At 60.9% G+C, this 21,080-nt stretch carries 16 protein-coding genes and 1 pseudogene; 6 read left to right on the top strand and 11 right to left on the bottom strand.

What is annotated here, in order from left to right; genetic code table 11:
* Both ACO550_RS34835 and ACO550_RS34830 read left to right on the top strand, forming a co-directional pair.
* On the top strand, nt 1–508 hold a 508-nt coding region (locus ACO550_RS34835; protein ID WP_315598554.1), incomplete at its 5' end, for a hypothetical protein.
* 346 nt (nt 509–854) lie between these two features.
* Complete coding sequence (locus ACO550_RS34830; RefSeq protein WP_315598553.1) at nt 855–1,739, top strand: Ppx/GppA phosphatase family protein; 885 nt, start codon at nt 855–857, stop codon at nt 1,737–1,739.
* Nucleotides 1,740–1,826: 87 nt separating this feature from the next.
* Here ACO550_RS34830 and ACO550_RS34825 read toward each other — a convergent pair.
* A pseudogene (locus ACO550_RS34825) lies at nt 1,827–1,994 on the bottom strand (SDR family NAD(P)-dependent oxidoreductase); the annotation flags it as partial.
* A gap of 185 nt (nt 1,995–2,179) precedes the next feature.
* Here ACO550_RS34825 and ACO550_RS34820 point away from each other — a divergent pair.
* Entirely contained in the window at nt 2,180–3,508 is a 1,329-nt protein-coding gene (locus ACO550_RS34820) for an acetamidase/formamidase family protein (RefSeq protein WP_315598552.1), read from the top strand.
* A 251-nt stretch (nt 3,509–3,759) separates the two neighbouring features.
* On the opposite strand, the gene ACO550_RS34815 is transcribed toward ACO550_RS34820, so the two are convergent.
* Entirely contained in the window at nt 3,760–5,082 is a 1,323-nt protein-coding gene (locus ACO550_RS34815) for an alpha/beta fold hydrolase (protein ID WP_315598551.1), read from the bottom strand.
* Between the two features lie 428 nt (nt 5,083–5,510).
* On the opposite strand from ACO550_RS34815, the gene ACO550_RS34810 reads away from it, so the two are divergent.
* Nucleotides 5,511–6,455, top strand: a complete 945-nt coding sequence (locus ACO550_RS34810; protein WP_315598550.1) for a histone deacetylase family protein — start codon at nt 5,511–5,513, stop codon at nt 6,453–6,455.
* Between the two features lie 65 nt (nt 6,456–6,520).
* Here the strand turns inward: ACO550_RS34810 and ACO550_RS34805 are convergent, their stop codons facing one another.
* The 6 genes from ACO550_RS34805 to ACO550_RS34780 all read right to left on the bottom strand — a co-directional run bounded on the left by ACO550_RS34805 (nt 6,521) and on the right by ACO550_RS34780 (nt 15,879).
* Complete coding sequence (locus ACO550_RS34805; protein WP_485995108.1) at nt 6,521–6,943, bottom strand: hypothetical protein; 423 nt, start codon at nt 6,941–6,943, stop codon at nt 6,521–6,523.
* A gap of 785 nt (nt 6,944–7,728) precedes the next feature.
* Nucleotides 7,729–8,805, bottom strand: coding sequence for a porin (locus tag ACO550_RS34800; protein WP_315598548.1), 1,077 nt, complete (start codon nt 8,803–8,805; stop codon nt 7,729–7,731).
* A gap of 238 nt (nt 8,806–9,043) precedes the next feature.
* The gene (locus ACO550_RS34795; RefSeq protein ID WP_315598547.1) at nt 9,044–11,323 is read right to left on the bottom strand and encodes an FdhF/YdeP family oxidoreductase; all 2,280 of its coding nucleotides are present in this window, start codon (nt 11,321–11,323) and stop codon (nt 9,044–9,046) included.
* Between the two features lie 180 nt (nt 11,324–11,503).
* Complete coding sequence (locus ACO550_RS34790; RefSeq protein WP_315598546.1) at nt 11,504–12,568, bottom strand: 2-aminoethylphosphonate aminotransferase; 1,065 nt, start codon at nt 12,566–12,568, stop codon at nt 11,504–11,506.
* 203 nt (nt 12,569–12,771) lie between these two features.
* Nucleotides 12,772–14,100: an MFS transporter gene (locus ACO550_RS34785; protein ID WP_315598545.1), complete on the bottom strand. Its 1,329-nt coding sequence runs from the start codon at nt 14,098–14,100 to the stop codon at nt 12,772–12,774.
* 144 nt (nt 14,101–14,244) lie between these two features.
* A complete protein-coding gene (locus ACO550_RS34780; RefSeq protein ID WP_315598544.1) occupies nt 14,245–15,879 on the bottom strand; it encodes a choline dehydrogenase in 1,635 nt (544 codons plus the stop codon).
* 136 nt (nt 15,880–16,015) lie between these two features.
* Here ACO550_RS34780 and ACO550_RS34775 point away from each other — a divergent pair, with 136 nt between their 5' ends.
* On the top strand, nt 16,016–16,858 hold the full coding sequence (locus tag ACO550_RS34775; RefSeq protein ID WP_315598543.1) for an IclR family transcriptional regulator domain-containing protein: 843 nt from the start codon (nt 16,016–16,018) through the stop codon (nt 16,856–16,858).
* A 123-nt stretch (nt 16,859–16,981) separates the two neighbouring features.
* On the top strand, nt 16,982–17,851 hold the full coding sequence (locus ACO550_RS34770) for an IclR family transcriptional regulator domain-containing protein (protein ID WP_315598542.1): 870 nt from the start codon (nt 16,982–16,984) through the stop codon (nt 17,849–17,851).
* Between the two features lie 16 nt (nt 17,852–17,867).
* Here ACO550_RS34770 and ACO550_RS34765 read toward each other — a convergent pair whose 3' ends face one another.
* The 3 genes from ACO550_RS34765 to tauA form a co-directional block, all read right to left on the bottom strand.
* Nucleotides 17,868–18,743, bottom strand: a complete 876-nt coding sequence (locus ACO550_RS34765; RefSeq protein WP_315598541.1) for an ABC transporter permease subunit — start codon at nt 18,741–18,743, stop codon at nt 17,868–17,870.
* Between the two features lie 10 nt (nt 18,744–18,753).
* The gene (locus tag ACO550_RS34760; protein ID WP_315598540.1) at nt 18,754–19,530 is read right to left on the bottom strand and encodes a taurine ABC transporter ATP-binding protein; all 777 of its coding nucleotides are present in this window, start codon (nt 19,528–19,530) and stop codon (nt 18,754–18,756) included.
* Nucleotides 19,531–19,632: 102 nt separating this feature from the next.
* Nucleotides 19,633–20,643 carry a taurine ABC transporter substrate-binding protein gene (gene tauA, locus ACO550_RS34755; RefSeq protein ID WP_315598539.1) on the bottom strand — a complete coding sequence of 337 codons (1,011 nt, stop codon included), beginning with the start codon at nt 20,641–20,643 and terminating at the stop codon, nt 19,633–19,635.
* Nucleotides 20,644–21,080: the final 437 nt, after the last annotated feature.

Genomic DNA, 21,080 nt, shown 5'->3' with positions numbered 1-21,080 from the left:
GGCAAAGCCTGCAGCCAAAGCGAAACCCGAGGCCAAGGCAAAGCCTGCAGCCAAAGCGAAACCCGAGGCCAAGGCAAAGCCTGCAGCCAAAAGGAAGCCCGTAGCCAAAACGAAGCCCGAGGCAAAGGCGAAGCCTGTAGCCAAAGCGAAGTCCGAGGCCAAGGCGAAGCCCTTAGCCAAGAAGAAGGCTGAAAAGACCAAAGAGCAAGTACCAAGCAAAGGCGTCGCCTCCAAGGTCCAGAAGTCCAGGGCAGAGAAGTCGAAGTCGGCGAAGAAGGCAGTGCCGGGTCGGGACAAGGTCGTGCGAGACAGCTTCACGATGCCGAAATCTGATTATCTGAAGATCGGCACGGTGAAGGAACGCTGCCTGGAGGCAGGTGTACAGATCAAGAAGAGCGAGATCCTTCGTGCGGGCCTGTTGTTGCTGGCGAACAAGTCGCCGAAGGAATTGCTGGCTGCCGTAGCAAAACTCGAAACCGTCAAGACCGGCCGGCCGCCGAAGTCATAGCCTGGCGATGTCAGTGTAGGTTAGTCGAAAGACCCTCGCGCGCTGTGCCAACGCATGGCGCGAACCTTCGAAGGCGTGAGGGAATTGCCCGACTAATTAATCACGAGCTTGTACAAGGGGGGGGCGACCAGACACCGGCGCACTGCCCGAGCCGGGCTTTCCTCCTTTGACGTACGCTGGTTTGCAGTGACGCCAACTCCTGTCATCAAACTGTAGCAATTCGTGCGGCATTATCCGCGATCTCCACAGATCGGGCTGGCGCAAGCTCCGCGCTTGGACTGCCTCCACACTCCGTATGACAACCCCGTTCTATGCCGCAGTAGACCTTGGCTCCAATGCGTTTCGCATGATGATCGGCCAACGTGCGCCGAGTCATGTCATCAAGAAGGTGGCGTCCTTCCGCGAACCGGTCCGCCTTTCACATGGCCTGCGTGGCTCGGAGTTGGACGACTCCTCGCTTGAGAGGGGCTGGCTGGCGCTGGAGCGCTTCGGCAAACGGTTGCGCGGCTTCGAGGCCAACCGTGTACGGGCGGTGGCTACCAACACCGTGCGCGTGGCAAGCAATGCCGCCGTATTCCTTGCCAAAGCAGAGCAACACCTTGGCTTCCAAATCGATGTGATCTCCGGCCACGAGGAGGCGCGCCTGGTCTATGCCGGCATCGCACATACTATGCCGGACGGAAACACCACACGATTGGTGATCGATATCGGCGGTGGCTCGACAGAATTGGTCGTTGGTCACGGCGAACGTCTTCTGGTAGCGGACAGCGTACCGATCGGCAGTGGCACATTCGGCAGACGCTTCTTTCCTGACGGCGTGCTCGATGCACGCAACATGCAGTTGGCGGAGCGGATAGCAGGGGAGGAAATCGGGAAGGCGGCCGCGCGCTTTCAAGACTACCCCTGGCAGCGCGCCATCGGGTCTTCAGGCACGGCTCGTCTGCTTGCGCGAGTCCTGCGATGCAATGATCTGAACACGCGTGGTCGGGACGCCATTACGTACGATGGGCTGTTGCGGCTATCGCTGCACTTGCTAGAGGCTGGGCATCTTCGTCGGCTGAAACTCAACGGCCTCAAGCATCAACGTCTGGAAGCGCTGCCAGGTGGCCTCGCCGTGATGCTGGCGGTATTCAAGGTGTTTGGCATCGAGGAGATGCAGGCATCCGAGCCAGGCCTGCGGTTTGGCCTTTTGCATGGCTTGATGCAACGCGATTTTACGCGTCGGCATTGACGGGGCAGGAGCAGGCTGGTCGGTGCGCCCTTAACCTCAACGAGCAACAGTAGTACGGCAAGGCCTTGGCAGGGCCCCAAGCCTGCTTCCCGTTCGCCGACGTCGCATCCCCGGCAAAACGGCCTTCATCATTGCCACAGCCCCAAACACATTAACGTCGAAGTGCCTGCGAAGATCTTCCAGCGAAGACTCTTCCATGGTTCTTTCATGCCCGTAGCCGGCGTCGTTGACCAGCACGTCGATTGACCCATATCGCTGTATCGCACTGTATCTGATGGAGATGTGGATACGTGTGCTGACCAATGCAGGGGAGGCGGGCTACTGGGGCGATACATCGGCGCGTTTAACTGTCCCGAACGCGTGTCGTCAGTACGAGCCATCGGAATTTTCAGCCGTCCTGACGCATTCCATACCAAAAGTCAAACCGGAGGCAGCACTTCATGACAACTATCGCGAACAAGATCGACCGGAATATTGTGGATTGGCTACGGGTCGAGACCTACACCCACGGCGTGATCGGCCCAAGCCAACCAATGCTGGGACCCCTCGCCGATGGCGGAACGCTTATGGCAGGAACACCGCCAGGCTGCTGGGGGCCGATGATCACCCCGGCTTTCGAGGGTGGCCACGAAGTGACTCAGCCTGTGTCGATCGCAGGCGCCGAAGTTGGCGATGCAGTGGCGTTGAAAATTCGGCGAATGCGTGTCAGTTCGTTCGCAACATCATCGGGTGTGATGGAGTTTGTCGAAGGCCGTTACCATGGCGATCCGTTCGTGGCAAAGGTCTGCGCGCAATGTGGCGTCGAGCACCCGGCAAGCCACGTCGAAGGGATCGGCGACGACGCTATCCGCTGCGACAACTGTGGTGCGGAGGTCAGCGCATTTCGATTCAGTCATGGATATGTCGTCGTGTTCGACCACGAGAGTCAACTCAGTCTCACAGTCAACCAGGAGATTGCAGATCGGCTGGCTGGCAAGGCTTCGGAGATGTCCGCGCTGCCTGAACTGGCAGCGCAGCATTCGATCCTGTCGCTGGCACGCGCCGATATGGCGGGCGTGGCTTCTCGCATGCGGCCGTTCCTCGGCAATATTGGTACAACGCCGGCGCGCGATCTCCCGGACTCCCACAACTGCGCCGACTTTGGGCAGCACCTGGTAGGCGCGCCGCACCGGTTCTCGATGACCCGCGACGAGCTGCATGCCGCCAAGACCGACGGCCATATGGATACCAACACGGTGCGCGAAGGCGCGATCCTGATTTGCCCGGTCAAGGTCCCGGGCGCAGGGGTCTATCTTGGTGACATGCACGCGCAACAGGGAAATGGCGAGATCGCTGGACATGCTACCGACGTGTCAGGGGAGACTGAACTCCAGGTCGAGGTCATCAAGCACCTGACGCTTGACGGGCCGGTCCTGTTCCAGAATCTCGAGGATCTGCCGCCCCTGGCGCGCCCGATGTCGCAAGAGGAGCGGCGGAGGGTGGGCGAGCTCGGCGCACGCTGGGGGCAGGTTCAGATCGAGGAGTCGGCGCCGATCACGTTCATCGGTAGCGGCGTCGATTTGAACGTCGCAACGAAGAATGGCCTGCAGCGCGCGGCCGATGTCACTGGCCTGCCTTACGACGAAGTGCTCAATCGCGCCACGATCGCCGGATCGATCGACATTAGCAGACTTCCTGGCACGGTTCGCGTGACCTTCATGTGCCCGCTTCCAGTGCTGGACCGCATCGGTATCGGCCATCTCGCGAGGGAAAAGTATCAGCTTGGCTGAAGCGGAAGCGATGTACCTTCAGTACATCGCAATGTCGACGGGCCGGGCGTGGCGCTACGGTCCGGACGGCATGGTGTTTCTACTTAGTACCAAATAACGTCTGTTTCAAGGACCCGCGACGAGTTGCCCTATGCCTCGACGTACATACGTCCTCGCATGGCGCCTTTGCGCTGAAGCCGCCTCGCTTCGGGCAGCATCCTTTCGAAGTCAGCGCGGACAACACCGCGACGGCAGTGTCCGCGCCGTTGCCTTTAGCGCAGCGACCGGAAGCTTGTGCGTAACTCGTTTGTGAAGGCGACTGGCTGCTCCCACGCGGCAAAGTGTCCGCCTTTTTCGAGGCGGTTGAAGTGGATTAGCCTGGGATATGCCTTCGCTACCCAACTCCGGGGCGCGGCATAGATCTCGTCGGCGAAGACGCTAACGGCAACCGGGATGGACACGTGCTTGGGTGCAAAAAAATTCAGCTTGTTTTCCCAATACAGGCGAGCCGATGAGATAGCGGTGTTGGTTAGCCAGTAGAGCGTGATGTTGTCGAGAATGTCATCGCGTGTAAGCCCCTCTGACTGGCCGTCGAAGACGCGCGCAATTAGCGCCTGGCTGCTGGCGTCGTGATCGAGCATCCAGGCGGCAAGGCCAACCGGCGAGTCCGCCAAGGCATAAAGCGTTTGCGGCCGGTTCGCCATCTCCAGCGCATAGCCCAGGCCATGCTTGTAGAAATTGTCGAGCTGTTCGTACGCGTGCGCTTCGTCAGCCGAGAGACCAGTCGGTACAGAACCACCAAATTTCAGTGCGTCTGCAATGCCGTCCGGGATCGTGGCGGGCATGTTGGTATGGATGCCGAGCAATTCAGGAGGCGTGAGAAGCGCCATCTGCTCCGTCACCGCATTGCCCCAGTCGCCGCCTTGGGCAACATACCGCGTATATCCAAGGCGCTTCATCAGAGTGATCCAGGCGCGGGCGATACGGGCGGGATCCCAGCCGGAGGCAGTTGGCTTGCCTGAAAGTCCGTGGCCTGGGAGCGATGGGATCACGACATCGAAGGCGTCCGAAGCATTGCCGCCATGGGCCGTCGGGTTGACCAGCGGATCGATGATTTTCAATTGCTCGATGATCGATCCGGGCCAGCCGTGGGTGACGATGACGGGCAAGGCGTTTGCATGCCTGGAGCGGACGTGGATGAAATGAATGTCGAGGCCGTCGATCTCTGTGATGAACTGGGGGAGGGTGTTGAGTCTGGTTTCAACCTTGCGCCAGTCGTACCCCGTCGACCAATAGTGGGCAAGGTGCTGCACTGTTGCGAGCTTGACGCCTTGCGATGCGTCCGTGACCGTCTCGCGCTCAGGCCACCTCGTGGCCTTGATGCGCCCCCGCAGGTCGGTGAGTTGCGCTTCCGGAACGTTGACGCGTAAAGGGCGGATAGTGGTCTTGTCGCCAGACTTGGGAGGTGCGGCTTCAGTGATGGATTTCCGCGGGTCCGCGAAAGCGAGCCCACTCCATGAGCCTGCGGCAAGGGTCGCGGCGGCAGCGCCGATGAATTGCCGACGCGACGGCGTTTGAGGAATGTCTTTGGGCATACAAGCTCCTGTTGGCGATAAGCCTCGTTTGGAGGAGCGATAAGTGCTGCCGCAATGCAAGATACCTGGCAATCAGACCTGTGTTCGCCAGGCTGCCCCGTCCACATAGGCCGGCACCCAGCCGGCGAGCCTCGAATCGTCACCACCTTGATTAACCGCGCAGCAAGTTGCGCGATGGTGAGTCCTATTCTGTGCAGGCGGCTTCTCGGGGTAAATGCCAGTTGGCGTACAAGACTTTTACTTGTCTGGAACAGGCCCCTGTTGCGTGTGCGCCTGAAACAGGGGGCGATGACCTGCAATCATCCCTTGTGTGCCCGCATGGAAATGTTCTGATATATTGCATATCAGAAGGGCGCCGTTCTGATCGGCATAGCCCACCGATATGCGATGTAGGGAAAGTCGCCGGTTGAAACCGAGTACAGCCGAACATGACAACTACGATTATTTATACCCACACCGCGTGTCTGGAGCACCGCCCCGGTCCGCACCATCCGGAGTCACCCGAACGCCTGAGAGCCGTTGTGGATGCGCTGCGAACGCCGGACTTCGCTTCGCTGGCATGGCGCGATGCGCCGATGGGCACCGTCGAGCAGTTGCGGTTGATTCACGATGAGGACTACATCGACGAGATCGCGCAAAGCGTTCCCACCCGGGGATACACGCCGCTCGATGCGGGCGATACAGTCATGTCGCCGGGTTCATGGGAGGCCGTCATGCGCTGCGTCGGCGCGGCCTGCGCGGGTGTCGATGCAGTGATGGATGGCCAGGCGCGCAACGTGTTTTGCGCGACGCGGCCGTGCGGCCACCACGCTGAACCGGCGAAGGCGATGGGATTTTGCATTTTCAACCAGGCAGCGATCGCGGCAGCCTATGCCTATGAGGTCCACAAGCTCGAGCGCGTCGCTGTAGTCGATTTCGATGTGCATCACGGCAATGGAACCCAGACCGCATTCTTCGACCGTCCGGAGCTGTTCTATGCGTCCAGCCACCAGTCGCCTTTCTATCCCGGTACGGGCGCGCGGTCCGAAACAGGGGTGAACCACAATATCGTCAACGTTCCGTTGCCTCGCGGTTGCGATTCGACGCAATTCCGTGAGGCAATTTCAGCCCACATACTTCCCTCGCTAGCGGCGTTCGCCCCCGAGATACTTATTCTCTCCACTGGATTCGACGCGCACCGCCTGGATCCCCTCGCTGGCATGAACCTGGAGGACAGCGACTTTCATTGGGTCACCAGAGAACTGATGCAGATCGCCGACAAGACGTGCGACGGTCGCATCGTATCGATCCTGGAAGGGGGCTATAGCCTGGACGCATTGGCCACGAGTACGGCGGCTCATGTCAGCGCCCTGATGCAAGTCGGAGCCGCGTGAACGAGTTCCAGTACTCCCAGATACGTCTCTCGGGATTCGCACCCCAATAGTCATGCTTCGCGTGCTCAGTCCCTGCAGTAGCCTTCACCCGCGCGAACCGTCAAACAGTTCTTCTTGTCTGCGAGCCATTTCATGCCGGTCCCGGCGCCATTGGTGGCGCGAATGGCCTCCCTGGTCCCGTCGCGGTCGAATTCGATACCGCCATCGGCATACCGGCCCTCAAACTTGCGCGGACCATCGAGATTCTGCACGGTGACGTCGTACTTGCCATGGCCACCAGCCAGCTCGAGGAACGTGCCTTCCGGGCCGGTCCACTTGCCGAGCCATTCGTCAGTGCGCGGTACATTCGCTGAAATTGGAGTGTTTTCCGCAGCCTTCTGTGAGGACGAGTTTCGGTCCGAGCATCCTGCTACGGCCACGATGGCAACTAGCAATACGGCGAGGGAGAGTAGGGGAGTCTTCATCGGTCGATTGACATGGAAGTGCATTCGGTGCTCGACAAATAGCGGTCCAACCGGTGTTCAACTGAGGAAGCGGAACCTCAATGATTTTCTATATGGCTTTGTTGGTGCTGTCATTTGTGATCCCGCTCTGGGTGCTATTTTCCAGTGTGTGTGGATCCCTTGCTTCCACTTACGGCCGATCAAGGTGGAGATGGGTTCTTGTTGCGCTTGGGATTAGTCCATTGTTGGCTATTCCGTTACTGATGCTCATGGGCAAGGCCTCGCCACACAAACAAGCGTTTAGAAGCAGACTCGATCTATAGGGCACAGAAGACCGGCAACGCTGTTTGCCCGTTTGTAGATCAGTTCTGTGTCCCGTTGAGTGGCCATGACTGCTTCTGCAGCCGCTGCAGCCGCTGCAGCCGCTGCAGCGCCTCCAGCATGTCATTCTGGTCCAACGACCACTGCGACTTCTTGCCAGGTGGGCGCCCGCGCCTACGCCGCGTTCCATCTGTACCGTTCCAGCAGCTGCCGGAATTGCCGATCAACCGCCTGGACGGTCTTGAGCCTGTCTAACTCCTGCATGCTTACTGAAATGACCTCGGGTCTAGCCATCCTCTGGCGTCTCCATTGCATTTTACCGGGCAGGCTGAATACCATGGACAAACGCCTCAGGCGGACATTTGAACTTGGCTATAAGCGGACATTACAACTTGGTGCCAACGTCTTTCGAAGTAAGAATCTATCTTATGTTAAATAAAAGAATGAGGGCTAGCGCAATCATGGCTAGTCCTCAGGGTTCCTGAAATAATCTCCACCGCTGGCCATCCTCAGAACCGGTGACGAATGCCCACCACCGCTCCGAACTGGTTTGCGCCTGGCTCCACGTTGAAAATGGCACTCGAGCCCGATCCGCTGTTGAAGCCATTGACCCCTAGTTGCGACTTGTCCTTGTTGAGCGCATACGAAACCGATGCATAGATATCGGTGCGCTTGCTCAACGAATAGTCGCCCATCACGGAGAACAACCAAGGATCCGAACCGGTCTGACGGAAATCCTGGTAGTACGCCGCGCTGGTTACCGTGAATGCCGGCGTCAGTTGATACCCGAGCGCGAGCCAGTAGAGATTCGATCCGGTGTTCGCAGCCTGGGCACCCGGCAGCATGGCGCCATCGAGGGCCTTGGCGAGCCGGTAGCCGGCGATTACCTTCGCCGGCCCTGTCGCGTACGTACCCGCCACCGAATAGCGCCGGAAGACTGGCGCCTGGTTTGCAGGCGTGCCGGCATGGGCATCGTCGTAGGACAAGCCCATTGAAAATGGCCCCTTGGTGTAGTTGAAGAATGCACCGAAATCGCGACCGAACACATAGGCGCCGGGCACCTCGTTTCCGTTGGACTGGAACGAATAAAAGGCTATTGCGGTCAACCCGCCGAACTGGCCAACGTACTTGATGGAGTTGTCCGCACGTGCGCCAAACTCTGGCGCGATCGAGAGGATGCCGTAGCGGTCGGCCAGTTGCGCCGGGTCATAGACATTGCCGAACTCGCGCATGGCTGTCTGCTGTCGGCCCAGCAGCAACGACCCGTAGGGGCTGTTCGCCCCAACATAGGCATTGCGCCCGAACAGGCGCCCACCCTGCCCTGAATTGCCGGTATCGAGGTCGAATCCGCTTTCCAGAACGAATACGGCCTTCAGGCCGCTGCCCAGGTCCTCGTTCCCACGCAATCCCCAGCGCGAGCCAGACAGATTCCCGGAAGTCAGTCGAGTGAGACTGTTGCCGGCGCTCCCTGCGTTCGTATTGAATTCGACACCGGCGTCGACGATCCCGTATAGGGTGACATTCGACTGGGCGTATGCGGTGCCGGTCAGGGTGGCGGCCGCGATCAGCGCAAAAGACTTTTTCATGGGATTCTGACTCCTCTTTTTGCGCACTTCCTATCCTGGATAGGCTAACCGGTTCGCCAAGCTCATACCACTGACTCAAAGTCCCATGACCCCGTGCGAAGATTGCTCGGAGTGACTTACGCAGGTGCCAGTGGAAAGTATCTCGGCGCTCCTCACAATCTGAATGTCCCCTTTCGCACATTGCCAAGGAGCGCGTGGCGGCTGCCGTCAACTCAACCTCTTCAGCGAGGGCGCCTGTTCAATCCGGTTCTGCGCGTACTACGCGCACCGGGATTGATTTGTAGGAAGGCGTACCGCTGTCCGGGTCGAAATATTCGAGTGGCACCAGCACATTGGCTTCGGGATAGTAGGCGGCGACCGAACCGCGCACGATGTTGTCATACGCGATGGCGGTCAGCCCCTTGAGATGCAACTTGCGACTTGAGAACACGGTTTCGATATCGACGATATCGCCATGTTCAAGTCCGCGTCCCGCCATGTCCGCCTCATTCATGAACACCACATCCCGACGACCAAACACGCCGCGGTATCGATCGTCCAGCGCATAGATCGTGGTGTTGTACTGATCATGGCTGCGAATCGTCATGAGGCGCAGCACATCCTGGGCGCCGAGGACGTCGGCGTCTTCCTTCACGCCCCCATAGACTGAGAAAACCGCCTTTCCCGATGGCGTCGTCCATTTGCGTTCGGTGGGAGGCAATGGCAGCCGAAAACCGCCAGGTACGCGAATACGCGCGTTGAAGTCCTCGAAACCAGGTACTGTTTTTTCGATCAGGTCGCGAATCTTGTCATAGTCGGCGACGAGTTCCGACCAGGGCACCTTACTGTTTGGTAATGTACCCTCGGCCATTCCCGCGACTATCGACGGCTCCGAGCGAAGATGTTCGGACGCGGGCGTCAACTTGCCGGCCGAAGCGTGCACCATCGACATTGAATCCTCGACGGTGACCGACTGTGGGCCGCTAGCCTGGATATCCAGTTCGGTTCGACCAAGGCAAGGGAGAAGATAGGTTTCCCTGGCCACCAAGAGATGGGTGCGATTGAGTTTCGTGCCGATATGCACGCTGAGGTCGAGCTTGCCCATCGCTGGAAAGGACTGATCCGCGTCAGGCAGTGCCACCGCAAAGTTTCCCCCCAGGCAAATCAGCGCCTTCGACTTGCCTTCTACCATCGCCTGCATGGCTTTCACCGCATCGCGCCCGTGCTCGCGTGGTGGCTTGAAGCCAAGCGCGTCCTCGATTCGCTGGAGAAAACTCTCCGACGGCTTTTCCGTGATCCCGACTGTCCTGTTGCCTTGCACGTTCGAGTGCCCGCGAAGCGGACAGATACCCGCCCCTGGCTTGCCGAAATTGCCGCGCAGGAAAAGCAGATCTGCGATCAACCGAACGTTCGCCGTCCCCCTGCTGTGCTGCGTCACGCCCATGCCGTAGGTGACAATTGTCGCATTGGACTTGGCATAGAGCTCGGCAACTGACTCGAGATCCGCTCTGGTCAGCCCACTCGCCTTCTCGATGTCTTCCCAGGAGGTCGCTGCCAGGTCCTCTGCGAACGCATCAAAACCTTCGGTATATAAGGCGATGAAATCCTTGTCGAGGATATTTCCCTGGCCGGCCTCCATCGCCAAGAGCGCCTTCATAATGCCCTTGAGGGCAGCGGCGTCGCCGCCAGCTGCTACCTGGTAGTACGTGGAGGCGATTTGGGTGGAGCCGTAGGTTGCCATTTCCAGCCAGTTTTGCGGATCGGCAAATCTCTCCAGCGCCCTTTCCTTCAGGGGATTGAAGACAATAATCGGCACATTACGCCGGGAGATCTCGTGCAACGTCCCCATCATGCGCGGATGATTGGTCCCCGGATTATGGCCAATCGAGATAATCAGCTCGCATTTGTCAAAATCATCGAGCGAGACGGTCCCCTTCCCGATGCCTATCGATAATGGCAAACCGACGCTGGTTGGCTCATGGCACATATTCGAACAGTCGGGGAAGTTATTGCAACCGTATTCGCGTGCGAACAGCTGATACAAATATGCCGCTTCATTCGAGGCCCTTCCCGATGTATAGAAATCAACTTCTTCCGGGCCCAGGCCTCGCAGGATTTCCCCAATGCGTTTGAATGCATCCGCCCATTCAACCGGCCGGAATGTATCCGTAGGCCGGTCGTACACCATCGGATTGGTGATCCGGCCCATGTCTTCGAGCTGGTAATCCGACATGTGCAGCAACGATGTCACCGTATTGGCCTGGAAGAAGTCGGGACGCACGCGCTTGGAAGTGGCTTCCCAAGTGACCGCCTTGGCACCGTTCTCGCAGAACTGGAAGGTGGAGCGGTGTTCCTTGTCGGGCCACGCACACCCCGGACAATCGAAACCGGTTGGCTGGTTGGTCCTGAGTAGCGTTATCGGTGCCTTCACGCTATCCATTTGCGTGCGGATTGCCTGGGTAGTTGCCCGCAGTGCTCCCCATCCCCCGGCCGGGCCGTCATACGGACGCACACCGGGCACTTCACGTCGAATTGCCATGATCGCTCCCTCAACAGACTTGCCGAGATCATTGCTCGCGCTCACATAAGCACCTCAAACTGAATGCAACGATAGCGCTACGTCTTCAAAGGCAGCATTGGCTGTTACAACTTTTGCGGCCACAGTTTCCCGAAGTGATGGAATTGTTGCGTTGGCGAGCCACGACGTGGCCCTGCCCTGTCACTGCGTCAACGCCCCGAACCCTTCGATCAACCGATCAATGTCGGCGCTCGTCAGCGCGCCCATGGTCGAGATACGGAACAATTGCGACGACAGGCCGCCCTGGCCGGCATAGATCACGAAACCTCGTGCTTTCAATCCGTCGTGCAACTGTTCGTAGCTGATGCCCTGCGGCAGCTTGTACGCGCGCAGTACCACCGACGATTGCGTGGACGGCCACAAGGCGGCGATTCCGAGTGTGGCCAGGCCGGCGCGGGCCTGTTCGGCCAATGCGGCGTAGTGTTGATGCCGGCCTTGCCAACCGCCCTCGTCCTGATGCTCGCGCAGCGCTTCCACCAGCGCGTAATACGCGTGTACCGACGGCGTGAATGGCGTGTTGCGCTGGTCCTGCAGTTTCGCCAGACGCGCGATGTCCAGGTAGTACGTGCGGCTGGCCGCCTGGGTCAGCGCGGCGCGGCGCGCGATCACGAAGGCCGCGCCCGGTACGCCGTGCAGACACTTGTTGGCCGTGGCTGCCACCGCGTCGATATTGCCGCTGAAGTCGATGGCTTCGGCGCCGAAGCTGCTGACTGCATCCACCAGCAAGCGCTTGCCGCGTGCCTGGCAAAGCTGGTCGATGGCCGGCAGGTCGTTCAGGCGGCCCGTGGTGGTTTCATGATGGATCACGGCGACATGGGTGATCGCGGGGTCGGCGGCCAGTGCGGCGTCAATGCGCGCAAGGTCCGGCGCTTCCATCCACTCGTGCGTGACCAGCGTATGCGGGATCTGGTATTGCGCGGCGATCTGCGCGATGCGCTCGCCATACACGCCGTTCTGCACGATCAGCAGCTTGCCCTGTGCGGGCACTAGCCCGGCGATCATGCTTTCCACGGCGGCGGTGCCCGAACCCGTCATCAGCACCGCTGACCAATGGTCCGGCGCCAGCGCGTAGATATCAAGCAGACGCTGGCGCGCTTCGTCCTGCAAGTCGAAGAACTCGCTTTCGCGATGGCACAGGTCGGTTTGCAGCAGGCTCTGCCGCACGCGTTCGGTCAGCGTGACGGGGCCCGGATTGAGCAGCAGCATAAGGTCTCCAACCGCGGCCGCATTGGCGGCGGCATCAAACGTGTCATTCGTGAAGATGCAGCGGGCAGTGGTGCCAGTTCATTCGGGGCGCCCCCTCCCCGGCCGAGCGCGGCACCACTGCCCACATGCTGGTTCCAATATATCGTTGGACGCGGCGGCGCCACTAGACCCAGCAGACGCACACTGGTGGTACCAGATCGCGCTTACCGCGCACTGCTGCCCAGCGCACCGCCGCTGCTTTGCATCGGATCGCGATGAACACGGCGCCCGATCATGGCCGCGGACCATGCCGATACCACGCCGGCGAACAATACGTAGGCACAGATTTGCCATGGCTGGCCGTGACCCGTCTTCAGCAGCGCCGTGGCGATGATCGGCGTGATACCCGAGGCAAAGATTCCAGAGAACTGGTAGACGAAGGAGATTCCGGTGTAGCGCACCTTGGCGTCGAACAGTTCGCAGAACAGGGCGGCCTCCGGTCCGTAGACCGCGGCGTAGAGGATACCGAACGGGATCACGATCGACAGCCATATCAGCATCATGCTGTGTCCGCTATTGAGCATGAGCCAGAAGGCGGGGAACGCGGCCACGCCCGTGGCCAGTGCGCCCCAGAAGAACACACGGGTGCGTCCGATGCGGTCCGACAGCGCGCCGAACAACGGAATGAAAATGCACATGACGATGGCGGCGGCCATGACCCCTACCAGCGCCTCGGTGCGGCTGATCTTGACGGTACCGGTCAGGTAGCTGATCGAAAACACGCCGAAGATATTGAAGAACACGCCATCGATATAGCGTGCGCCCATGCCCTTGAGGATATTGCCCGGATAGCGCCGCATCATGTCGACAAACGGAATCCGGGTCTCGGCGTTGCGCTGCTTGACAGCTGCGAACTCCGGGGTTTCCTTTACATTGAGCCGGATATACATGCCGACGAACACCATGCCGGCCGAGATCAGGAACGCCACACGCCAACCCCATGCCAGGAACTGCTGGTCGGTCAGCGTCAGCGACAGCAGGGCCACCACGCCCGATGCCAGGCAGAGTCCGATCGACAGGCCGATTTGTGGCAGCGAGGCATAGAAGCCCTTCTTTTCCGGGGGCGCATACTCGTAGGCCATCAGCACTGCCCCGCCCCACTCGCCGCCTAGCCCGATGCCTTGCAGCACGCGCAGGATCAGCAGCAGGATCGGGGCCGCAATACCGATGGTCTCGTACGTTGGCACCAGCCCGATCAGGAATGTGGAAATGCCCATGATCATGAGGGTGATCACCAGCATGCTCTTGCGCCCTACCCTGTCACCAAAGTGGCCGAAGATCACGCCACCGAGCGGGCGCGTCACGAAACCGACGGCAAACGTGCTGTAGGCCAGCATGGTCGCGATCAGCGGATCGCTGGTCGGAAAATACAGCTTGTTGAAGACGATGCCGGCGACCACGCCGTACAGGAAGAAGTCGTACCATTCGATTGTTGCGCCGATCACCGACGCCATCACCACCTGTCTAACGGCTTTCTCGTTCTGGGTTGCCATTTTTGTCTCCTCGGTCGGAATGATGCGCCCCGATTGTCATTTTTGTCAGGCGCAGTGGTGCCTCCCGGCACCCTTGCGTGCCGGGAAACGGTTCGGTACCTCACGGATAAGGCTGGTGTGTTGTTCCTTTGCCGCCTATGCCATCTATGCCGCCAGGCTGACCGGCGCCTCGCGTCGGGCGTCCTCCAGGATGAAGTCCGCCGCGCGCTCCGCCACCATCACCACCGGTACATTGGTATTGCCCGACACCAGCGTCGGCATGATCGAGCAGTCGATGACGCGCAGTCCGGCGATGCCGTGCACGCGCAGGCGTGCGTCGACTACCGCCAGCGGATCATCAACTGGTCCCATGCGGGCCGTGCCGGACGGATGGAAGATCGTCGCACCATACTCGCGGCAGAAATGCAGGATCTCGTCGTCGGTTCGCACGTCGTCGCCGGGTCGAAACTCCCGCTTCATCAAGCCACGCATCGGCTCGGTCTGCGCCACCCGTCGCGCATATTTCACCGCCGCCACCGTGGTGCGCCGGTCGAGGTCGGTCGACAGGTAGTTGGGCTGCATCGACGGGGCATCGAACGGATTGGTGGTGCGGATACGTACCGAGCCGCGCGATTCGGGCCGTAGCTGGCAAACGGAATACGTACAGCCCGAGAACGGGTGGACGTTGCCGCCGGCCATATCGGCCGAGAGTGTTGAAAAATGAAACTGGGTATCGGGCGTCGGGTTTTCATCTGGCAGTGCGCGGCAGAACATGGCGCCCTGGTTGATGCCGATCGCCAATGGTCCCTTGCGCTGCAGCAGCCATTCCAGGCCCATCCGTGCCTTGCCGGTCAGGGTGCGCAACTGGTCGTTGGTGGTGATTGGCTGGGCCACTTCATAGATCAGGCGCACCTGCAGATGGTCCTGCAGGTTTTCACCAACGCCCGGCAGCGCGTGTACAACGTTGACGCCCAGCGACTGCAACAACGGCGCCGGACCCACGCCCGATAGCTGTAGCAGTTGCGGAGACTGCAATGCGCCGGCACTCAGCAGCACTTCGCGGCGCGCCAGCAGCGTATGTAACTGGCCGTGCTGCATGTAACGCACGCCAACCGCGCGGCGGCCTTCGAAGATGATGGCCGTGGTATGGGCTTCCGTTTCCACCCGCAGATTGGAGCGCTGACGTGCCGGGCGAAGATAGGCCACGGCGGTGGAGCAACGCCACCCCTTGCGCGTGGTGAGCTGGTAGTAGCCCACGCCTTCCTGATCACCGGTGTTGAAATCGTTGCGCACCGGCAGGCCCAGCGACTGCCCCGCGCCCACGAAGGCGTCGACCAGCGGGTGCGGGGTGGTAATCGACGACGCATTGAGCGGCCCCTCGGTACCATGCGTGGGTCCGGCGCCGAGGTCGTTGTTTTCCAGCTTGCGGAAGTACGGCAGGCATTCTTCCCATGACCAGCCCGGGTTGCCCAGTGCTGCCCAGTGGTCATAGTCCTGCCGCTGGCCCCGCACATAGATCAGGCCATTGATCGCGCTGCTGCCACCCAGCGTGCGCCCGCGCGGCCAGTAAATACGGCGGTCCAGCATATTGGGATCCGGGTCCGTGTAGAAGCCCCAGTTGACCGTCTTGTGGAACATGGTCTTGCCGTAGCCAATCGGGATATGAATCCACGGATAGCTGTCAGGCGGGCCTGCTTCAAGCAGGCAGACCGAATGCTGCCCGCTTTCGCTGAGCCGGTTGGCCAGCACGCAACCGGCCGAACCGGCGCCCACCACGATGTAATCCACTGTCTGCGACATCGCCGCTGTCTCCATTGTTTTCAGTGTCTGTCCCAAGTTTCGCTTCGGGCCCTGCACTCTTATACTGAAACGATTCGTTCCGATCTTATGAATATGAGACTCAGGAACCAAGCCGAATCGCGGGGAGACACGCAAAGTGAAACAGAATGTGCAATTTCCATTTCAGAATCGCAGCGCAGCATCGGCGCCAGCCAGCGAGGAAGAAGCGCGCAGCCTGCGTGCGCTGCTGGTGCTGGAATTCCTGTCGCGGGTCCAGCACCCTCAAACACTGGCGCAAATGGCACAGCGGCTGCATATGCCCAAGACCACGCTGATGCGACTGCTTGCGGCCATGGAAAACGCAGGGTTCGTGATTCAGATGCCCGCCGAAGCTGGCTACTTGCCCGGGCCACGCGCGGCGGCCGTCGCCATGCAAACGCTGCGCAGTCCACCGATGCTGCGCGAATGCCGCACGATTCTTGGCCGGCTGGTTGCCTCGCTTGGCGAGACCTGCAACCTGACCACGATGGACGGTGATCAGGTGCTATATGTCGAGCGTGTCGAAACGGACGAACCGCTGCGATTGCATTTGTCGCCCGGCGCGCGCGTGCCGCTGTACTGCACGGCCAGCGGGAAACTGTTCCTGGCGGCCATGTCGCGCGCGGAACGGCAACAGACGCTGCGCCGCCTGACCATGCGCAGCCACACCCCGCGCACGCTGACCGATCTGACCGTCCTCGAAGGCGAACTCGACCGCCTGGGCGCCCAGGGTATCGGCATCGATAACGAAGAGTTCGTGCGCGGCATGACCGCGGTAGCGGTGCCGGTACGGGCGCTGACACAAGGGGAAAACGGCGCGCAGCAGGAAGGTGCGGTGGTGGCGGCCATTGCATGCCATGCCCCTACCGCCCGCGTACCGCTGGACGCGCTGATGCGGGCCATCCCTACCTTGCGCGAAGCATCGCTGAGCATGGCCAAAGTGCTCTGTTCCGCGCGGTGACCGCACGGCTTCCCTGTGTCTACCGTGTCAGCGCGATAGATCTGGAATACAATCGATTCCGTCTCGTTTTCCGGAACGGAGCCCACCTTGAAATCCGCATTGCAGGCCGCCACGGCAAAAAAAATGAAAACCACGACGTCCGTCGCCTCGCCCACACCCGCGCGGGCACGCAAGGCCACTTCGGAAGCTGAAGCATCCACGCCCGCCGTCACCTTGGTTGCCAGCGAAGCGGCTGCGGCATCGCTCGAGCGTGACACGCCCACGCTCCGCTCGATTGCCTTGCTGGAGTTCCTGGTCGCCGCCGACCGGCCGTTGACGCTGGCCGAGATCATGCAAGGGTTCGACGCTCCCAAGGCTTCGTTGCACCGGATGCTCGGCGCGCTGGAAGCCGGTGAACTGGTCATCCGCGAACCGAGCGCCCGCAACGCCTACGCGGTGGGCCCCCGACTGGCGAGACTGGGCGTGGCGATCGTCACGCATTCCGGCACGCGCCAACTGCGTCATGCCATCCTGGCCCGCCTGGTCGCCGACATCGGCGAAACCGTCAACCTGACCATGCTGCATGAAACCGCGGTGCTGTATCTGGACCGCATGGAAGCGCCATGGCCATTACGACTGGACCTGAAGCCCGGCTCGCGCGTACCCTTGCACTGCTCGGCCAGCGGCAAGCTGCTGTTGTCGCTGCTGCCGCGCGAGCAACGCTCGGCGCTGGTGCGGCAGTTGCCACTGGAGCGCTTCACGCCAAACACGATTACCGACGTGCTGTTGCTCGAAGCCGAGCTGGACCGTAGCGCGCACAAGCAAATGGGCGTCGATAACGAGGAATTCATTGCCGGGATTTCATGCGTGGCGGTGCCGGTGCGTGACGGACGCGGCGTGGTGGTGGCGGCGCTGGCCGTGCATGCCCCGACCGCGCGTTCGCCGCTATCGCGCTCGCTGGAACTGGTGCCGCGCCTGCAACAAGCCGCCAGCGAACTGGCGGCCACGTTCTAGGTAACACTACCTTTCATTACATGCGGCCTTTCCAGGGCACCAGCCATTTTTCCGCCTTGCGCATCAGCATGTCGAAGACATAGGCGATCAGGCCGATCAGCATGATGCCCATGATCACCACGTCGGTACGCAGGAAGTTCGACGCATTGAGCACCATCTGACCCAGGCCGGCGGTGGCCGCCACCATCTCCGCGGCGACCAGCGTGGTCCAGCCAAAACCGATTGCGATGCGCATGCCGGTCAGGATTTCCGGCAAGGCCGCCGGCATGACCACATGGCAGATCACCTGCCAGCGGTTGGCGCCCATCGAGTACGCGGCGTTGATCTGTTCGATGGTCACCGAGCGCACGCCGGCCTGCGCCGACATCGCCAGCGGCGCGAAGCATGCCAGGAAGATCAGCAGGATCTTCGACATCTCGTCGATACCGAACCAGATCACGATCAGCGGCAGGTAGGCCAGCGGCGGCAGCGGCCGGTAGAACTCGATCGGCGGATCGAACACGCCGCGCGCCACGCGCGATACGCCCATCAGCACCCCAATCGGCACCGCCGTTACCACCGCCAGCAGGAACGCGCCGAACACGCGCACCATGCTGGCCTGGAAATGCTCGATCAACGGTTGGCCACCCTGCACGTTGCCGTTCCACGCGTCGATCAACGCCGTGATGATCGACTCCGGTGTGGGCAGGAACAGTGGCGGCAGCCAGCGCATATGACTGGCCACCCACCAGAGCGCCAGCAGGCTGATCACGGTCACGGTCGAGATCGTCGAGCTGGAGCCTTCTCCGGGAATGCGATAGCCGGAAACGGCCTTGAGCTTGCGTTTGGGGCTGACCGCGGTTTCGGCAACCGTGCCGCGCGTCGCTCCGAGAGGTTGAGCAGGGGTATTCATGGCGGCATCCTCAGGACGTGGCATGGATCAGGTCGACGATTTCTTCGCGGTAACGGATGAACTCGGGGTCCGATTTCACTTCGCGCGCATTGCGGCACTCGATGTAGCGCTGCGCGAACGGCAGTTCGTAGGTATGGGCAATGCGCCCCGGCGACGGCGTCATCACGATCAGGCGGGTAGCCAGGAACAACGCCTCTTCCACGCTATGGGTGATGAAGAACACGATCTTCTGCTCGCGCGCCCACAGTTCGAGGATCATGGCCTGGATCGATTCGCGCGTGAGCGCGTCCAGCGCACCGAGCGGTTCATCCATCAGCATCACAGCGGGGTCGTTGGCCAGCGCACGGGCAATACCCACGCGCTGCTGCATGCCGCCGGACAGCTGATACACGGGCTTGTCCGCGACCTTGTCCAGTCCCACCAGCGCCAGCTTCTCGCGCGCCATGCGCAACCGCTCCGAACGCGGCACGCCGCGCAGGCGCAGCCCCAGCGCCACGTTCTCCACCACATTGAGCCACGGCATCAGCGCATGCTTCTGGAACACCACGCCACGCTCGGCGCCGGGGCCGTGTACGGGTTTGCCGTCCAGGCGGATCTCGCCTTCCGATGGCTGCATGAATCCGGCGATGCACGACAGCAGCGTGGTCTTGCCGCAGCCGGAGGCACCCAGTGCCACCACGAAGTCGCCGCGCTGCATGGTCAGGTTGACTTGCGAAAGGGCAAGAGTCTCGGCGCCACTGCGGCCCCCGTAGTTGACGCTCAGGTTATCGATTTCGAGTACGGCCATGGCAACAGCCTCCCAGTCAGGGTCATTCGCTTGCCGGGCGTGGTGTCTCCCCCACCCCGGCACGCCATTCATTGAAGCCGGCGCGAGCGCGCCGGACGGGGATCAGGTTGGAGACCTGGACGCGAGTGCGCGCTTGACCCACTCGGCATTGACGCCGGTGCCGTAGTTCGGCAGCACGGTCTGGATGGTGCCCTGCTCCTTCAGGAACTGCGCCGCCGATTGCAGCGCCGTGGCCGCGCCACCGCCCAGCCAGCGCGGCGACGCCTGTTCTTCCAGCGTGGGGAAGCTGTACAGCGCCATGCTGGCCGGCACCGTATCGGCCTTGGCGCCGGTCATCTTGGCCACCGCTTTCACCATCGGGGAATCGGCGTTCCAGGCGGCGCGGTTCTGCCGGTAGTTGTCGTCGGCGGTAGCCAGGATCTTCACAAACTTGACCATGAAGTCAGGGTTTTCGCGCGCAAACTTCTTGTTGGCGATCATGCCGTCGAAGGTTGACTTGCCCGTATCCGCGGCAATCTTGCCGGACGTGACCAGCACCTTGCCCGACTGCTTGAGCTTTGCCAGCACAGGGTCCCAGATAAACGTGGCATCGATGTCGCCGCGCTCCCATGCGGCAGCCACTTCAGGCGGACGCATGTTCATGATCTTCACGTCCTTGATATTGACCTTGGCCTGCTCAAGCGCCACCAGCGTATGGTAGTGCGTGGTCGAGACGAACGGCACACCTACGCGCTTGCCCTTGAGATCGGCAATGCTGTTGACATGCGCGCCGTTGCGGGCCACCAGTGCTTCGGCCGCATTGATGTCGTCAAGAATCCAGAACAGTTCGACATCGAGCCCCTGGGAAATGGCGGATGCAATCGGCGACGTGCCCGCTTCCCCGATCGCGATCTGCCCGGAAGCCATGGCGCGAATCACATCGCCACCGCCCGCGAACTGCCGGAACGAAACCTTGTAGCCGGTCTGCTTCTCGATCTCCTTCATTTCCTGCGCGTAGCGCCACGGCACCACCATGTCCTGATACGCAATAACTACCTCCTTGACCTGCGCGTATGCCGGTACGACTACGGCTGCCAGCATGGTGCTGGCGACAAGCTGTTTGATCCACCGCATGATGCATCCTCCTCAAGTGAGTCTGTCAGTCTGGTTTGAACAAATGGGCGGGACCTGCCGGCAAGACGTCCGGCGACGAGCGGTCCGACTCGAGGAGGCTGTGGAGGAAATGACGAGGCAATCGCTGTCTCCTTCCAAACGGGGCGTCGGTGCGCCCTCTGGTTTCACGGCGTTGTTGTGTGCGGCTGCCGTGTTGGTAGCCGTATGGTATGAACCCGCCGCGCGCCGGGTTAGTGCCACTGCCGACCAATTGTGGAACCACAGCGTTGGCCCGCGCCCTCGCAAGAAGCTTATAAGGCACTTTTTATCGATTTTTACCGATTATTCCGGAACATTTCATTCCACTTCTGAAATTTTCGGGTTGACCGAGGGCACATCTGCACCTACATTTCGCTCACCAACACTTTTCGGAACGATTGGTTCCGTTTTGAGATAGA

The organism is Cupriavidus sp. (assembly GCF_057315035.1).
Note: the sequence above shows the minus strand (reverse complement) of the source record. Positions and strands in the feature narration are given on the sequence as shown.

Coding starts and splice junctions, on each gene's coding strand:
- ACO550_RS34830 (WP_315598553.1), top strand. CDS start 855: ATGATGATCGGCCAACGTGCGCCGAGTCATGTCATCAAGAAGGTGGCG.
- ACO550_RS34820 (WP_315598552.1), top strand. CDS start 2,180: ATGACAACTATCGCGAACAAGATCGACCGGAATATTGTGGATTGGCTA.
- ACO550_RS34815 (WP_315598551.1), bottom strand. CDS start 5,082: ATGCCCAAAGACATTCCTCAAACGCCGTCGCGTCGGCAATTCATCGGC.
- ACO550_RS34810 (WP_315598550.1), top strand. CDS start 5,511: ATGACAACTACGATTATTTATACCCACACCGCGTGTCTGGAGCACCGC.
- ACO550_RS34805 (WP_485995108.1), bottom strand. CDS start 6,943: ATGCACTTCCATGTCAATCGACCGATGAAGACTCCCCTACTCTCCCTC.
- ACO550_RS34800 (WP_315598548.1), bottom strand. CDS start 8,805: ATGAAAAAGTCTTTTGCGCTGATCGCGGCCGCCACCCTGACCGGCACC.
- ACO550_RS34795 (WP_315598547.1), bottom strand. CDS start 11,323: ATGGCAATTCGACGTGAAGTGCCCGGTGTGCGTCCGTATGACGGCCCG.
- ACO550_RS34790 (WP_315598546.1), bottom strand. CDS start 12,568: ATGCTGCTGCTCAATCCGGGCCCCGTCACGCTGACCGAACGCGTGCGG.
- ACO550_RS34785 (WP_315598545.1), bottom strand. CDS start 14,100: ATGGCAACCCAGAACGAGAAAGCCGTTAGACAGGTGGTGATGGCGTCG.
- ACO550_RS34780 (WP_315598544.1), bottom strand. CDS start 15,879: ATGTCGCAGACAGTGGATTACATCGTGGTGGGCGCCGGTTCGGCCGGT.
- ACO550_RS34770 (WP_315598542.1), top strand. CDS start 16,982: ATGAAAACCACGACGTCCGTCGCCTCGCCCACACCCGCGCGGGCACGC.
- ACO550_RS34765 (WP_315598541.1), bottom strand. CDS start 18,743: ATGAATACCCCTGCTCAACCTCTCGGAGCGACGCGCGGCACGGTTGCC.
- ACO550_RS34760 (WP_315598540.1), bottom strand. CDS start 19,530: ATGGCCGTACTCGAAATCGATAACCTGAGCGTCAACTACGGGGGCCGC.
- tauA (WP_315598539.1), bottom strand. CDS start 20,643: ATGCGGTGGATCAAACAGCTTGTCGCCAGCACCATGCTGGCAGCCGTA.